This is a genomic window from Alphaproteobacteria bacterium, assembly GCA_041396705.1.
Lineage (GTDB): Bacteria > Pseudomonadota > Alphaproteobacteria > CALKHQ01 > CALKHQ01 > CALKHQ01.
Map to the genome: position 1 here is coordinate 143,992 of JAWKYB010000014.1, position 15,123 is coordinate 159,114.

At 68.5% G+C, this 15,123-nt stretch carries 18 protein-coding genes; 9 read left to right on the plus strand and 9 right to left on the minus strand.

The window, feature by feature from the left end:
• Positions 1-26: 26 nt before the first annotated feature.
• The 6 genes from R3F55_19575 to R3F55_19600 form a co-directional block, all read right to left on the minus strand.
• Positions 27-614: a protein phosphatase CheZ gene (locus tag R3F55_19575; protein MEZ5669595.1), complete on the minus strand. Its 588-nt coding sequence runs from the start codon at positions 612-614 to the stop codon at positions 27-29.
• A 69-nt stretch (positions 615-683) separates the two neighbouring features.
• Positions 684-1,070 carry a response regulator gene (locus tag R3F55_19580; protein MEZ5669596.1) on the minus strand — a complete coding sequence of 129 codons (387 nt, stop codon included), beginning with the start codon at positions 1,068-1,070 and terminating at the stop codon, positions 684-686.
• A 101-nt stretch (positions 1,071-1,171) separates the two neighbouring features.
• Positions 1,172-2,098, minus strand: a complete 927-nt coding sequence (locus tag R3F55_19585) for a hypothetical protein (GenBank protein MEZ5669597.1) — start codon at positions 2,096-2,098, stop codon at positions 1,172-1,174.
• A 51-nt stretch (positions 2,099-2,149) separates the two neighbouring features.
• Positions 2,150-2,680 (minus strand): DUF6468 domain-containing protein, encoded by a 531-nt coding sequence (locus tag R3F55_19590; GenBank protein MEZ5669598.1) that lies wholly within the window; start codon positions 2,678-2,680, stop codon positions 2,150-2,152.
• A 3-nt stretch (positions 2,681-2,683) separates the two neighbouring features.
• Positions 2,684-3,760 carry a flagellar motor switch protein FliM gene (gene fliM, locus R3F55_19595; protein ID MEZ5669599.1) on the minus strand — a complete coding sequence of 359 codons (1,077 nt, stop codon included), beginning with the start codon at positions 3,758-3,760 and terminating at the stop codon, positions 2,684-2,686.
• A gap of 21 nt (positions 3,761-3,781) precedes the next feature.
• Positions 3,782-4,324, minus strand: coding sequence for a flagellar basal body-associated FliL family protein (locus R3F55_19600; protein ID MEZ5669600.1), 543 nt, complete (start codon positions 4,322-4,324; stop codon positions 3,782-3,784).
• Between the two features lie 292 nt (positions 4,325-4,616).
• Between R3F55_19600 and flgF the strand changes: the two genes are divergently transcribed.
• Genes flgF through flgH form a run of 4 tightly spaced genes read left to right on the plus strand, consistent with a single transcriptional unit; the run spans position 4,617 to position 7,938 of the window.
• Positions 4,617-5,351, plus strand: a complete 735-nt coding sequence (gene flgF, locus R3F55_19605) for a flagellar basal-body rod protein FlgF (GenBank protein MEZ5669601.1) — start codon at positions 4,617-4,619, stop codon at positions 5,349-5,351.
• Between the two features lie 14 nt (positions 5,352-5,365).
• Entirely contained in the window at positions 5,366-6,151 is a 786-nt protein-coding gene (flgG, locus tag R3F55_19610) for a flagellar basal-body rod protein FlgG (GenBank protein ID MEZ5669602.1), read from the plus strand.
• Positions 6,151-7,125 (plus strand): flagellar basal body P-ring formation chaperone FlgA, encoded by a 975-nt coding sequence (flgA, locus tag R3F55_19615; protein MEZ5669603.1) that lies wholly within the window; start codon positions 6,151-6,153, stop codon positions 7,123-7,125. The genes flgG and flgA overlap by 1 nt, the downstream gene beginning before the upstream one ends.
• A gap of 48 nt (positions 7,126-7,173) precedes the next feature.
• Positions 7,174-7,938, plus strand: a complete 765-nt coding sequence (flgH, locus tag R3F55_19620) for a flagellar basal body L-ring protein FlgH (GenBank protein ID MEZ5669604.1) — start codon at positions 7,174-7,176, stop codon at positions 7,936-7,938.
• A gap of 69 nt (positions 7,939-8,007) precedes the next feature.
• Here the strand turns inward: flgH and R3F55_19625 are convergent, their stop codons facing one another.
• The gene (locus R3F55_19625) at positions 8,008-9,180 is read right to left on the minus strand and encodes a hypothetical protein (GenBank protein MEZ5669605.1); all 1,173 of its coding nucleotides are present in this window, start codon (positions 9,178-9,180) and stop codon (positions 8,008-8,010) included.
• A 164-nt stretch (positions 9,181-9,344) separates the two neighbouring features.
• Here R3F55_19625 and R3F55_19630 point away from each other — a divergent pair, with 164 nt between their 5' ends.
• Complete coding sequence (locus R3F55_19630; GenBank protein MEZ5669606.1) at positions 9,345-10,040, plus strand: glutathione S-transferase; 696 nt, start codon at positions 9,345-9,347, stop codon at positions 10,038-10,040.
• Positions 10,041-10,057: 17 nt separating this feature from the next.
• Here the strand turns inward: R3F55_19630 and dksA are convergent, their stop codons facing one another.
• Both dksA and R3F55_19640 read right to left on the minus strand, forming a co-directional pair.
• Entirely contained in the window at positions 10,058-10,480 is a 423-nt protein-coding gene (gene dksA, locus R3F55_19635) for an RNA polymerase-binding protein DksA (protein MEZ5669607.1), read from the minus strand.
• Positions 10,481-10,647: 167 nt separating this feature from the next.
• Positions 10,648-11,085, minus strand: coding sequence for a flagellar assembly protein FliX (locus R3F55_19640; protein ID MEZ5669608.1), 438 nt, complete (start codon positions 11,083-11,085; stop codon positions 10,648-10,650).
• A 227-nt stretch (positions 11,086-11,312) separates the two neighbouring features.
• Between R3F55_19640 and R3F55_19645 the strand changes: the two genes are divergently transcribed.
• From R3F55_19645 to flgK, 4 genes are read left to right on the plus strand one after another with little or no spacing between them, the layout of a single operon-like run.
• The gene (locus R3F55_19645) at positions 11,313-12,476 is read left to right on the plus strand and encodes a flagellar basal body P-ring protein FlgI (protein MEZ5669609.1); all 1,164 of its coding nucleotides are present in this window, start codon (positions 11,313-11,315) and stop codon (positions 12,474-12,476) included.
• An 11-nt stretch (positions 12,477-12,487) separates the two neighbouring features.
• Positions 12,488-12,802, plus strand: a complete 315-nt coding sequence (locus R3F55_19650; protein ID MEZ5669610.1) for a rod-binding protein — start codon at positions 12,488-12,490, stop codon at positions 12,800-12,802.
• Between the two features lie 50 nt (positions 12,803-12,852).
• A complete protein-coding gene (locus tag R3F55_19655) occupies positions 12,853-13,278 on the plus strand; it encodes a hypothetical protein (GenBank protein ID MEZ5669611.1) in 426 nt (141 codons plus the stop codon).
• 26 nt (positions 13,279-13,304) lie between these two features.
• Positions 13,305-15,116 carry a flagellar hook-associated protein FlgK gene (gene flgK / locus R3F55_19660; GenBank protein MEZ5669612.1) on the plus strand — a complete coding sequence of 604 codons (1,812 nt, stop codon included), beginning with the start codon at positions 13,305-13,307 and terminating at the stop codon, positions 15,114-15,116.
• Positions 15,117-15,123: the final 7 nt, after the last annotated feature.

Genomic DNA, 15,123 nt, shown 5'->3' on the forward strand with positions numbered 1-15,123 from the left:
TCCCGGGCCGCAATTGGCCCAGGACGTTAACCGAACATCGCGTCGATTTCGTCCTGACGCGTTGCCTTGCCGGGCAGCTGCGGACCGTTCAGCAGCTTCGCCTCGGGGTCCTCGGGCTCGGCTGGCTCCGCAGGTCCGGCCTGAACCAGGCTGGCCGCGAGCGCACTGCCGCCGAGCAGGCCGACCATGTGCTCGACCTTGGCCTCGATGTGCTTGAGTGCGCCGACCACCTTGGAGATGCGCTGGCCGGTGATGTCCTGGAAGCTGCAGGCCTGGAAGATGCGCGTGACCGCGTCGCCGACCGCCTCCTGGCCCGCCTCGTCGAGCTGGCCGCTGAAGGTCTCGATCGTCTCGGCCGCCTCCATGATCTCGTTCGTCGCCTCTTCCGTCGCCTGGACGATCGCGTCCAGCTCGTCGGAGGCCACGGACAGGTGCTGGTTCTTGATCTCGTCGGGCCGCAGCGCCGCGATCTCGCCCTTGGCCTTGTGGATGTACTGCACGAGCTCGCGCAGGTCGTTCAGCATGTCGAGCGACTTTTTCAGCCGCAGCGCCCTCGCGCGTGCGCCTTCCTCCAACGGGCTGGCGCCGCTGATCTTTTCTGCCATCGCCGTCATTCGACCTTGATTCCCACAGCTTGCACGGTCGGGGTGGCGACCGGCGCATCGGGGCGCCGGACGCACCGCTCAGAACGTGCCGAGGACGCTGGTCAGCTTCGTCTTCAGCGTCGCCGCATTGAACGGCTTCACGATGTAGTTGCTGACACCGGCTTCCTTCGCCGCGATCACGTTCTCGGTCTTGCTCTCGGCCGTGATCATGATGAACGGCGTCTCCTTCAGCTTGGCGTCCTTGCGGACCTCCTTCAGCAGCTGCAGGCCGGTCATCGGCTCCATGTTCCAGTCGGAGATGACCAGACCGTAGTCGCGCTGGCGCAGCTTGGTCAGCGCCGAACTGCCGTCGATCGCCTCGTCAACGTTGTTGAAGCCGAGCTGCTTCAGCAGGTTGCGGATGATCCGGAGCATCGTCTTGTAGTCGTCGACGATCAGGATCGGCATGTTGATATCGACACTCATGTCTTCGCACTCCATTACGCGGTCGCGCACCCAAAAGATGACGCTATGGTGACCTACCCCGGTTAAATTGCGCTTAAATCAAACTCCAGTGCGTTAGCGTATTAATTGGCGGCCGGCGCTTCGGCCATGAAATCCGGGCGTTCCTGCATGCGCCGGGCGAGTTCCTCGGTGACCTCCTGGGCGCGGGCGGGGTCCATGCGGGCGAGGATCGGCGCGCTGCGGATGTTGCTCATCCGGGCGATGATCTCGAGCAGGATGTCCATCTCCAGCTCGTTGAAGATCGGCGCCGCGTCCTTCGGCTTCATGGTCTCGTAGATTCGCACCAGGCTCATCAGCTGCTCGTCTTCCTGGGCGTCGTAGTCGTTGAGCAGCGCCTCGATTCGCGCCTGCAGGTCGGTGAGCTCGACGATCTTCTGGTCGATTCGCGCCTCCGCCGCCGCAAGCTGGCGCTCGCGTGCCTCCACCGCGGCCTCGCGCTCGGCAAGCTGGTCGCGGCGAACCGCCAGCGCTTGCAGCACGGCGATCTCCTCCGCGGTGTAGATCGGCGTTTCCGATTCGCCGGTGACGTATTCGCGGTCGCCGATCGGCAGCGGCGGGGTCTGGTAGGGCTGCTCGTCGCCGAGCGCCAGCACCGACTCGGGGCCGGGTCCGGGCGCCAGCTCCACCGGCTCCGCCAGCCCGGTCTCCGCCAGCCCGGTCTCCGCCAGCGACGGATCGGTCATGGCCGGGTCGGCATCGCCCGACTCGGCCGTCACCTCGGCTTCGCCCTCGCCCGGGATCGGGCCTTCCTCCGCCGGCATCGCTCCGGCCTCGTCGGCCATAGGCGGCATCGCGCCCACGCCCGCGTCCGCGCGGGCCTCGTCGGCTGCGGCCATGTCCTCGTCGGGATTGCCGGCGGCCATGGTGGCGCCGACGCCAAGCGTCGGCACGTGCCTGAACAGGCCATCGCTGATGTCGATCACCTTGATCGACAGCAGGCAGGTGGCAGAGAAGATGACGATCGGCAGAAGCCGCAAACGCACGCGCATTTTACCGTCCTGGCTGGGTCGGCCGTCAGTTGCGGCCGGGTGTTCCGTGGTCTAGCGCGCCGATTCCAGGGCACGCATCAGGGCCTGCTCGGCCTCGTCGGCGCGGTGCGCGATCGCCGCGTCCGGCGCGACGCCGACCCGGGCCGGGCGTGCCGCGCCTTCTGCCGGACGTCCGCGTGGGCGAATCGCCTGTACCAGCTTGGCGGCCCGCTGGGCCTGGCCTGCCGGACTCGGCACCGGCTGCGCAGATTGCGCGGGTGCGGCGCTCGCGACCGGCGCGTTCGCCAACCGATCCGCGATCGCCGAGGCGCGGTCGATGAGGAAAGCCAGTTCCTCGCGCAGGGAAACGCCGCTGCGCACCTGCTGCTCCAGGTCGCGGCCCGCGCCGTCGGCCAGCTCGCGAAAGCCGCGCAGGCTGTTCTCGGCCGCGGCGCCCGCCGCACCGAGCTGAGCGATCAGCGCCTCCATCTCGGACCGGGTCTTGCGGATCCGTCCGAGCCGGACATAGAGCAGCGTCGCCACGCCGATGGTGACGACCAGCAGCATGGCCACGACGCCATTGACGATCAGGTCCAGTGTCATCGCTCAGCTCGCCTTCTGGATGCGTTCGTCGATCTTGACCGCGATGTTGCGGCCCTTACGGCCCATCTTGCCGTTGAACATGGAGATCTCGCCGAAGCGCAGCTCGACGTCGCTGGACGGCGACGCGTTCAGCGTCAGCTGGCTGCCGACCTGCCACTTCAGCACGTCGGACAGGTTCAGGATCTGCTCGTCGAGCACGGCCATCACGTTGACGTCGGTGTGCCACAGCTCGGTGGCCAGGTGCGTCTCCCAGATCGAGTCACGGCCGAACTTCTCGCCCATGAACATCTGCAGCAGCAGCTCGCGCACCGGCTCCAGCGTGGCATAGGGCAGCAGCATCTCCATGCGGCCGCCGCGGTCCTCCATGTCGACGCGCAGGCGGGCGAGCACCGCTGCATTGGCGGGCCGCGCGATGGTGGCAAAGCGCGGGTTGGTCTCCAGCCGGTCAAACAGGAACTTGACCGGGCTCAGCGGCTCGAACGCCGCCTCCATGTCGCGCAGGACGACATTGACCATCCGCTCGACCAGCCGCCGCTCGATCGTGGTGTAGGGCCGGCCCTCGATCGCCATCGCCGCGGTGCCGCGACGGCCGCCGAGCAGCACGTCGACGATCGAATAGATCAGCGAGGAATCGACGACCAGCAGGCCGTAGTTGTCCCACTCGTCGGCCTTGAACACCGTCAGCATCGCCGGAAGCGGGATCGAATTCAGATAGTCGCCGAACCGGATCGAGGTGATGTTGTCCAGCGAAACCTCGACGTTGTCCGACGTGAAATTGCGCATGGTGGTGGTCATCATCCGGACCAGCCGGTCGAACACCACCTCCAGCATCGGCAAGCGCTCGTACGAGACCAGCGCCGAGTTGATGATCGCGCGGACGCCGGAGCTCTCCGAGCTGCCGGCCTCGTCGCCGAAGCCGAGCAGGCTGTCGATCTCGTCCTGATCGAGGACGCGTTCGGACCCGCCGGCGGCCAATTCCTCGTCGCCGGGGTCTCCGGCAGCGTCGAATGCGTCTTCTTCGTCGTCACCGCCTGCCATCGCCTCCCATTCGGCGGCGAGGGCATCGGCATCATCGGTCATCTCGTCTTCGGGCGCCATCGATCAGCCTTGTACCAGCATCGATTCAAACAGGATGTCGTGGACGCGCGCCGGCGCGATCGCCTCGTTGACGCGGAACAGCAGTTCCTCGCGCAGCCGGAACACCGCGGCAGAGCCTTCCAGGTCGGCCGCGTGCAGCTCGCGCAGATGGGTCTGGAACTGGTCGATGACCCGCGGCAGCACGTGCTCGACCTCGGCGATCGCCTCTTCCGACGACAGCTCCAGCGTGATCTCGAGCATGAGATAGGTCGGGCGCTGGTTGTTCGAACGCAGGTTGACCGTCATCTCCGGCATCTCGAGATAGAACATCTCGGCGCCGTGCTCGCCCGAGATCTCGGGCCCGTGCTCCTCGACCGCCGCCTCGCCCTCGCCGTGACCGGCTTCCTCCTCGCCGCCGCCGAGAACGGAATCGAGCATGCCCGACATGTAGAGGCCGACAAGCAGCACCACCGGGCCTGCGAACATCACGATCTTCTTGCCGCTGAGCTTCTTCTTCTTGGCCGGCGCGTCTGCGCCTTCGGCCTGGTCCACGGTCTGTTCAGCCATCGCCAACTTTCCTGGAATTGCGTGCGCGGCCCTTGGCCGCCTGGCCGGACGCTACGACCGCTAGGGTTAACATCCTGTTGAAGCGCCGGCCGCGGACCGGGCCGGAAGAAATCACCCGGCAACCATTGCCCAGTGGGCCGTCCGCGCCGCCCGCCGACCGCGCGATTTTTCGTCTAAGTTATTGAAATTGCGCAATTCACTGCTCTGGCACGCCCACTGCACCGTCTGTGGCCAGCACGAAGCGTGGGCCCGGCAGGCCGCGCCGAACCGATCCCTAGGAGCAGAAGCCGCGATGGAGAATCCGTCATTCGTTGCCCTGTCCGGACAGATGGCGCTGCGCCATCAGATGGACATCCTGGCCAACAACATCGCCAACATGAACACCGTCGGCTACAAGGCCGAGCGCCTGGTGTTCACCGAGATGGTCGAGAACGTGCCCGACCAGTCGGTCGACGACATGGGGCCGATGTCGTTCGTGCAGCCCTATGCGTCCTATGTGGATTTCTCGGCCGGCACGCTGACCCCGACCGGCAACCCGCTCGACGTCGGCATCAATGGCGAAGGCCTGTTCGCGGTGCAGACCGCCGACGGCGTCGCCTATACCCGCAACGGCCGCTTCGGGCTGGATCCCAACGGCACGCTGGTCACCAGCAACGGCATGCCGGTGCTCGGCAGCGGCGGCGGCCCGATCCAGATCGCCGACGCCAGCGCCATCTCGATCGCCGGCGACGGCACGATCAGCACGCCGGACGGCGTGGTCGCGCGCCTGCAGGTGGTGCGCTTCGAAGACCCGATGACGATGGATCGCGCCGGCAACGGCCTCTACACCGCCACCACCGCGCAGCCGGTTCCGGTGACCAGCCCGCAGGTGGCGCAGGGCACGGTCGAGGAATCCAACGTGTCGCCGATCCTCGAGATGTCCACGATGATCGAGGTCTCGCGCGCCTACCAGATGCTCGCCCAGGCGCTCGACAACGAGCATCAGCGCCAGCAGAAGGCGATCACCACCCTGGCGAAGTCCGCCTAAAGGAGAGCCCGATCATGCGTTCCCTCAGCATCGCGGCGACGGGCATGCTGGCCCAGCAGCTCAACGTCGAGGTGATCTCGAACAACATCGCCAACATGAACACCACCGGCTTCAAGAAGCGCCGGGCGGAGTTCCAGGACCTGTTGTACCAGAACAACCGGCCGGTCGGCTCGACCTCGTCGGACATCGGCACGATCGTGCCGGCCGGCGTCCAGGTCGGCCTCGGCGTGCGCACCGCGGCGGTCTACCGGATCTCCGAGCAGGGCAACATGGCGGTGACCGACAATCCGCTCGACCTGGCGATCTCCGGCGACGGCTATTTCCAGATCGAGCTGCCCAGCGGCGACACCGCCTACAGTCGCGCCGGCTCGTTCCAGCTCAGCGCCGACGGCGAGATCGTCACCGCCGACGGCTATCGCCTGTCGCCGTCGATCGTGATCCCGGCGGACGCCACCGCGATCGCGATCAACACCAGCGGCGAGGTGCTGGTCAACCTGGACGGCCAGGTCGACCCACAGAATGTGGGCCAGATCCAGCTGGCGCGCTTCGCCAACGAGGCCGGGCTCGAATCGATAGGCAGCAACTTCTTCCGCGAGACGCCGGCATCCGGCGCCGCCACCACCTCGTCGCCGGGCTCGGCCGGGTTCGGCACCATCGTGCAGGGCTTCCTCGAGACCTCCAACGTCAACGTGGTCCAGGAGATCACCAACCTGATCAACGCCCAGCGCGCCTACGAGATGAATTCCAAGGTGATCCAGGCGTCGGACGAGATGCTGTCGACCGTGAACAGGCTGCGGTGATGACCATGCGCGCCATTCTCGCCTTCGCCGCCCTCGCCCTGGCCGCCGCCGGCGCAGAGGCCCTTGCCGCCGAGCCGCGCAGCCAGGTCGAGGTGACCGGCGCGATCGTCACGGTCGGCGACCTGTTCATCGATGCCGGCGATGCCGCCGGCGAGGCCGTGTTCTATGCGCCCGAGCCGGGCCGTGCGGTCGAGATCGGGCCCAACTTCCTGCATCGGGTTGCGCTTGGCTTCGACCTGGACTGGGCGCCGGGCAACGGCCTGGACCGGATCATCGTGCGACGCGCCGCCCAGGCGGTCGGCCTCGACGTGCTGGAGCCGGTGCTGCTGTCCGCGCTCGCCACGCGGGTCGGACCGCAGTTCAACCCGGATCACACGCAGATCGCGTTCGATTCCGGCATCGCCACCCGCTACCTGCCTGTCGACGTCACCCTGGAGCTGAATGCGCGCGACGTCGCCTACGATCCGCGCAGCCAGCGTTTCAGCGCGATCGTCGATATCGCGCCTGGCACCGCATACGCGACCAGCCTGCGGGCCAGCGGCCGGCTGCGCTCGGTGGTGCTGGCGCCGGTGCTGGTGCGACCGCTCGCCCGCAACGACGTCATCGGCGCCGCCGACGTGCAGTGGATGGAGGTCGACGCCGACCGGATGCCGTCCAACGTGCTGCTCGATGCCGAGCGTCTGGTCGGGCAGACCGCCCGCCGGGCGCTGTCGCCCAACCAGCCGATCACCGAGGCCGACGTCACGCCGCCGGTCGCGGTGCGCCGCGGCGAGATCGTGACCATGGTGCTGGAAACCGGCTCGCTGACGCTGACCGCACAGGCCCGCGCGCTCGAGGACGGCGTGGTCGGCGAGGCCATCCGTGTCGTCAACACCCAGTCGTCCCGCACCGTCGATGCGACGGTCGAGGCACCCGGCGTCGTGCGCGTCCAGGCGCCGTCCGCCGCCACCGTCATCCAGGCCAGCAACGGCTAACCCCGCGTGCAGACCGTGCGCAAAAGCTCACCCGAAGGAAAGAAATCCATGTTCGATAACCTCCCCGCACGCACCCTTCTGCGCATGGCCGGCGCCGCCGGCCTGGTGCTGATGCTGGCCGGTTGCGGCGCCGCCACCCGCATCTCCGAGATCGGCCAGGCGCCCGAGATGACGCCGATCACCAGCCCGACCCTGGAGCCGGGCTACCAGCCGGTGGCGCTGCCGATGCCGGCGCCGGAGCCGGTCGAGCGGCAGGCGGCGTCGCTGTGGCGGCCCGGTTCGCGCGCCTTCTTCCGCGACCAGCGCGCCGGACGCGTCGGCGATATCCTGACCGTGCTGATCGAGATCGACGACAGTGCGGCGATCAACAACTCGAGCTCGCGCAGCCGCACCAGCGCCGAGGACGCGACGCTCGACGCCCTGTTCGGCTACGAGGCCGACCTCAACGACGTGTTCCCGGAGACGGTCGACGCCAGCGACCTGGCGCGCTTCGGGTCGACATCGGGCACCAGCGGCAGCGGCACGGTGGACCGCGGCGAGCAGATCTCGCTGCGTGTCGCCGCGCTGGTGACACAGGTGCTGCCCAACGGCACGCTGGTGATCCAGGGCCGGCAGGAGGTCCGGGTCAACTTCGAGCTGCGCGAGCTGATCATGAGCGGCGTGATCCGGCCGGAGGACATCCGCGCCGACAACACGGTCAAGTACGACCAGATCGCCGAGGCGCGCATCTCCTACGGCGGCCGCGGCCAGATCACCGACGTCCAGCAGCCGCGCTACGGCGAGCAGCTGTTCGACATCATCATGCCCTTCTGAGCCGCCGTTCCACAGTCGACGCGAGAGGCCCGGCACCGATGCGCCGGGCCTTCTCGTTTCGGCCGCGCGTCACTGCGGGCTGTAGATCAGCCGGGCGCGCAGCAGGGCCATCATGTCGTCGGGATGCAGGCCGTGCTCGGGATCGACCCGGACATCGCCCAGGGTCGCGAACGACACCGGCACTACGGGCTGCACGGAAACGCTCACCCGGTCGCCATCATAGCGGCCGAAATTGAGCATCATCCGCCGGATCTGCGCGATCGCGTCGGCCGCGGTGCCGTTGCCGCCGACCGTGCGTGCCGCATCGCCCATCTCGGCCAGCCCGTCGGCCAGCAGCTCGAAGGTCGGCACGCGCGCCTGCCCCATCGCGATCGCCAGCACGGCGTCGGCAAGACCGGCGTCCCGATAGCTCAGCGATGCCGCCGACCATTCGATGAAGTCGAAGAAGCTTTCGCCGCTGCGCATGTCCGGGCCGAACGCCTCGCGCAGCTCGGTGCCGAAAGCGCCTGCGGCGGCGAGCGTCGCCTGCGCCAGATTCGACTGCAGGTCCACCCCCAGCCTGAGCGCGCCGTCGGTGGGCGATACCGTGAACGATGCGTCGAGATCGAGCGTCATGTCGCCGGCCTGCCACAGGCCCTCGCTCAGCGCCGTCAACACGCTGCCGCGGTAGACGAAATCCCGGACCGACAGGGACACCGAGCGCGGCAGCACGCGCTGGCCCACCTCCGGCAGCCGGCGATCGCCGGTCGGGTCGGGATACCAGTCCGGCTCGGCGAGGTCGACGGTGACGACGATGCTGCCGTTGGCGCCGAAATCGATCGAACCGGACCCGGCGATCGTACCGGGCCGCCCGTCGTCGACACGGTAGGCGAACGCGACGTCGCCGGTGACGACGTCGTCGGCGAAGGGCCACGGGAAATCGGCGATGTAGCTGTTGCGCGACAGCGTCAGCCCGGCGACGGCAATATCGACTGCCAGCGGCTCGCCGCCCATCAGCCCGTCGATGTCGATGTCGGCAACCGTCAGGCTGTCGGCCGAGATCGTGCCGAATTCGGGGACGCTGAGGCGGATGCCGGTCAGCACCAGCCTTCCCTGCGCGTCGATCGTCTGGCTGTCGAAGGTGAGAAATTCCGGCGGAATCTGCTGCAGCAGGGGTGCAACCTCCTGCGGCGTCAGGGCATGGGCCGCAGAGGCGGCGGAGACGATGCCGCAGGCGGCCGTCCAACAGGCAATGTGTTTCATTCCAATTCCCCTCGTCCGTCGTCCATCGCAATGCCCGTGGATTAGACCACGCCCAATGCGACTTTCCTATGGTCGCGGCCCATTGCCGGCGACCGGCCGCGCTGCGGATCGCGCCGGCCCGCATCGGCTGGCCGGCCGGCTCGCCGGTCTCTATCATGGGCGCCATGACGACGATGCGAGAAGCGGCGGAAGCCGCGGCGGGCGCGCGCAACCCACCCATCGTGCTGTGGGGGCGCGCATCGTCGTGCAACGTGCAGAAGGCGATATGGGCCCTCGAAGAGCTCGGCCTGTGCTATCGCCGAATCGATGCGGGCGGCGATTTCGGCGGGCTGGACGACCCGGCCTATCTGGCGATGAACCCGCACGGCAGGATCCCGACGCTGCGCGACGGCGCTACGGTGGTATGGGAGAGCGAGGCGATCGTGCGCTACCTGGCCGCGCGCTACGGCGCCGGTACGCTATGGCCGCAGGACCCCGCGGCGCGGGCGGCCGCCGACCAGTGGATGGCCTGGACCGCCGCCCGCCTCTATCCGGACTGGATCGCGCTGTTCTGGCGGCTGGTGCGGACGCCGCCGGCGAAACGCGACAACGCGCTGATCGAGCGGCTGCGCGCGGCCACGGCGGAGCGGATGGAGATGCTGGACCGGCACCTGGCGCACCGCCCCTTCGTCGCCGGCGACGCCCTGACCGTGGGCGACATTCCGGCCGGGATGACGCTCTATCGCTGGTTCGCGATGGCGATCGATCGCCCGCCGATGCCGCATCTGGAAGCCTGGTACCGGCGGCTGTGCGACCGGCCGGCCTACCGGGCGCGCATCTGCATCCCGTTCGACGAGTTGGTCGGCAAGGAAGGCTACTGAGGCGGGCTGGCCGCCTTTCAGTCGTCGCGGCGCAGCCGCTCCTGGCGCTCGTGCAGTTCCTGCGCCTCGAGGCTCATGGTCGCGATCGGCCTGGCCTCCAGCCGCCGCAGCGCGATCGGCTCGTGCGTCATCTCGCAATAGCCGTAGCTGCCGTCGTCGATCCGGCGCAGCGCGGCGTCGATCTTGGCGATCAGCTTGCGCTGGCGGTCGCGGGTGCGCAGCTCGAGCGCGCGGTCGGTTTCCTTGGAGGCGCGGTCGGTCAGGTCGGCCTCGGCGAGGCTCTCATGCTGCAGGCTACGGATGGTCTCGGTCGATTCTTCCAGCAGTTCTTGGCGCCACTTCAGGAGCTTCTGCCGGAAATACTCGAGCTGCCGCTCATTCATGAAGTCCTCGTCCTCGGACGGACGATAGTGGCTGTCGAGTAGAATCCGATCGCCCATGTCCGACGCAACTCCCTCACCGCCCTGCCTACGACGACGGCGCGCTATATACCAACGCGTCGGGGCAGGCGCAAGCACATGGAAACGTTGGTGATCTGGGGCAGGTCATTGATCTAGAGGCATTTTTTCGATAAGCCTCGATCGGTTGCCCGTGAAGGCGGCGGCCGCTAGGGCCTGCGATCGTACTTCGCCAGCTCGACCTGCGCGCGCAGGTCGATCTCGTCGAGCACGGCGTTGAGCCGCGGATCGTCGGTCTGCGAGCGCTGCTCGGCGATGGTCGAGACCAGCCGCTGGATCTGGCCCAGCGTCAGCTGACCGGTCAGCAGGGCGATGCGCAGGGCGTCGAGTTCGTCGAGAATCGATTCGCCGCGGGCGACGGCGCGCCGGCGGGCGGAACGGTCGCCGTCCACCGCCTGCAGCGCCACCATCGCGTCGATGCCGGTGAGCGCGCCCACGTTCGACACGGCGGCCGCGCTCTCCGCCGCGCTCGAAGCGCCGGCACGGCCGATCGCCGCGGCGAAGGCGCCGCCGGCACCGCTGCCGGCCGCCGCGGCCCGCTTCGGCGCCGATACGCCGCGCCGCGCTTCCGTCCGTTCGACCCGCATGCTCACACGCTCTCCATCGGCAATAGTTGCACCGGCCATGGTTTATCCGAGGTTAATGCGGCAAAGCCTGCCGGACCGGGCCGGCAAAGCTTGCCCACCGCCGCGCCCGCCGCCACCGGCCGAAAGTCCTATCCTACTGATTTGATGAAATTTTTCGCCAGGCTCCGCTCTGGCACGCGGTTCGCTGGCGATCCGGGCACGCAGAACGCGCTCAATCGCAGGCAGTCATGACACGCAGACTATTCCACACCCTCGGCCGCTTCCATCCGCTCGCAGCCATTCGCCTCCTCGCCTGGGCCACGCTGATCGCCGCCGGCCTCGCCGCCGCCATCAACCACGCCCATGCCGCCGTGCGGATCAAGGACATCGTCTCGTTCGAGGGCGTCCGCGACAACATGCTGGTGGGCTACGGCATCGTGGTCGGCCTGGACGGCACCGGCGACACGCTGCAGAACTCGCCCTTCACCGAGCAGTCGCTGGTCGGCATGCTGGAGCGGCTGGGCGTCAACGTCCGCGGCGAGAATCTGCGCACGCGCAACATCGCGGCGGTCATGGTCACCGCCACCCTGCCGCCGTTCGCCCGCCAGGGCAGCCGCATCGACGTGTCGATCAGCTCTCTGGGCGATGCCTCCAGCCTGCGCGGCGGCGCGCTGCTGGTCACCCCGCTGCTGGGCGCCGACGGCGAGGTCTATGCCGTCGGCCAGGGTTCGATCCAGGTCAGCGGCTTCGCCGCAGCCGGCCAGGCGGAAACCATCGTGCAGGGCGTGCCCACCTCCGGCGCCATCCCCAACGGCGCCATCGTCGAGCGCGAGGTCGCGTTCGCGATGAACGAGGTGTTCGAGGTGCGGATGGCGCTGCGCAACCCGGATTTCACCACCGCGCTGCGCATCGCCGACGCCATCAACGCCTTCGCCGGCAACGGCCTGGCCGCAGCGGTCGACCCCGGCACCGTCGTCGCCGACGTGCCCGGCCGCTACAGCGGCGACATCGTTTCCTTCATCGGCGACATCGAGCAGCTGCTGATCGAGCCGGACATGGCCGCGCGCGTGGTGGTCGACGAGGCGACCGGCATCATCGTCATCGGCCAGGACGTCCGCATCAGCACCGTGGCGATCGCGCAGGGCAACCTGACCATCCGCGTCACCGAGGACCCGCAGGTCAGCCAGCCGGCTCCCTTGGCCGAGGAGGGCACGACCGTCGTCGTGCCGCGCACGAACATCGCCGTCGACACCGGGGCCGACCGCCGCCTGGCCCTGCTGGGCGAGGGCGTGTCGCTGCAGGAGCTGGTCAACTCGCTGAACGCGCTGGGCGTCGGCCCGCGCGACCTGATCTCGATCCTGCAGGCGATCAAGTCGGCCGGCGCGCTGCAGGCCGACCTGACGGTCCGCTGAGGGAGGCAACGATGATCGACACGCTCGGGTCCACGTCCTTCGTCAACCTGCAGCCGGCACCGCCGAGGCCGCAGGCGCCGTCGGGCGACGTCGAGGCGGCCCGCAAGTCCGCCCAGGAATTCGAGGCCTTCGTCGTCGGCGAGTTCGTCGAGACCATGTTCCAGGGGATCGACGAGGACCCGATGTTCGGCGGCGGCACCGGCGGGCGCATGTTCCAGTCGCTGCTGCGCCGCGAATACGCCAACCAGATCGCTGAATCCGGCGGCTTCGGCATCGCCGACGCCGTCACCGCAGAATTACTTCGTGCCCAGGAGAATGCCCGATGAACGCCATGGTACAGTCGCGGCAGGCTGCCGCCCCCGCACAGGCCCCCGCGATGCGCGCCGGGCTGGTCGGTACGTTGGTCGACACCACCGAGAGGCTGGCCGACGTCCTGCAGCGCGAGACCGATTTCCTGCGGCAGATGAACCTGAAGGGCGCCGCCGAGGTGCAGGTGGAGAAGGCGACCCTGGCCGAAACCTACGAGAAATGCGTGCGCGAACTGAGCGCCGGCGAAGGCGCCGCGTTCGTCGCGCTGGCCGGCCGCGAGCGGGCGGCACTGCAAAAGGTGGGCAAGCGGCTGGTCGATGCGTCGAGCGAGAACGAGCGGGCGCTCCGCGCGGTCCGGCAGGTCAACGAGCGCGTGCTCGCCGCCATCGTCGATGCCGCGCGCGAGCAGCGCACCGCGTCCCACGCCTATGGCACGCGCGGGTTCGCCGCCGGCAACGGCGCCCTGTCGCTCGCGCTGGATCGCCAGCTCTAGGCCGCCGAGGAACCGGAGAGACCGCCATGTCCTCGATCTACCTGGCGTTGCGCACCTCGCTGACCGGCCTCGGCGCCGCCCAGGCCGGGCTGCAGGTGACGTCGAACAACGTCGCCAACGTCAACACACCCGGCTATTCGCGCAAGTATGTCGAGCAGACTTCGGTCGCCGTCGCCGGGCTCGGCGTCGGCGTGAATGTCACCGACATCAAGCGGCGCGTCGACACGCTGATCCAGAGCCAGCTGCGCGACCAGAACACCACGGTCGGCGACCTGGAGACGACCAAGCGCTATCTGCAGCAGATCGAGGTCCGCTTCGGTTCGCTGATCGACGACAACTCGCTGGCCCATGCGCTCGGCCGCTTCGCCGACGCGACCGAGGCGCTGGCGGCGTCGCCGGAAAGCGCCGACCTGCGCTATGGCCTGGTCAACGAGGCGAGCGCCGTCGCCGCCGACTTCCAGACCGTCCACGACGCGGTGCAGGACGCCAGGCTGCAGGCCGACACCGAGATCGCCGACGCCATCGACCAGCTCAACGACCTGCTGCAGCAGGTCTCGTCGCTCAACAGCCAGATCGCCAAGGACAACGTGCTCGGCAGCTCCAGCGCCGAGCTGTCCGACGAGCGCGACCGCTATGTCGACCAGATCGCCGAGCTGATGGACGTGCGCACCTTCACGCGCAGCTCCGGCGAGTTGGTGATCCTGACCGCCGGCGGACGCACGCTGCTGGACGGACCCGCCCGCAGCGTCACCCACGACAGCGTCACCGCGATGACGGCGTCGATCAGCTACGCATCCGGCGGCTCGAGCGCCGGTAACGGCACCATCGACGGCATCTATGTCGGCTCGGAGATCGCAGCCAACGACATCACCGGCGAGATCACCGGCGGCAAGATCGGCGCGCTGATCCGGCTGCGCGACACCACGCTGGTCAACACCCACAACCAGCTCGAGGAACTGGCCTCCGAGTTCTTCTTCGCCGTCAACGCGGCGCACAACGCCGGCACCGCCATGCCGCCGCCGAGCAGCCTGACCGGCACGCGCACCGTGGCCGGCACCGACACGCTGGGCGCCTCCGCCAGCGGCACCTTCACCGTCAAGATCGTCGATTCCACCGGCACGGTCGCCGGCAGCTGGACCAGCGCCGACCTCAGCACCTACGCCAACGTCACGGCCATGGTCTCCGCCTTCAACACTGCGTTGAGCCCGGCGACGGCCACCATGGCGATCGACAGCGACGGCCACCTGACCGTAAGCGCCGCCGGCTCCAACCTGGTCGCGATCAACGAGGGCACGTCGGCCATCGTCGACTCCGGCGGCACCACCTGGGGCGCCTCGCACTATTTCGGGCTGAACGACTTCTTCACCAAGAGCCCGACCTCGACGGCGACCGTCGCGGGCTCGATCGCGGTGCGTTCCGACATCGCCGCCGACCCGAACCTGGTCGCCAGCGCGACCACCAGCGCGAGCGCGGCGGTCGGCGCGGTCGCGGTCGCACTCGGCGACGGGTCGGCGATGACCGCGCTGGCCGAGACGCTGGCCGGCACCAACAGCTTCGACGCCGCCGGCGGCCTGCCCGCCAGCAACATGTCGTTCGAGCAGTATTCGGCCTCGATCCTGGCCTACACCGTCAGCCTGTCGGCCAACAACGAGCGCGAGCTGACCTTCAGCCTGTCCTACCAGGAGACGCTGGTGACGCGCGCCGCCTCGGCCAGCGGCGTCAATCTCGACGAGGAACTGTCGAACATGATCCTGCTCGAGAACGCCTATCAGGCCTCGGCACGCGTGCTGCAGGCCGCCTCCGACATGCTCGAGCTTCTGTCCAACATCGGCCGCTAGCCCTCCA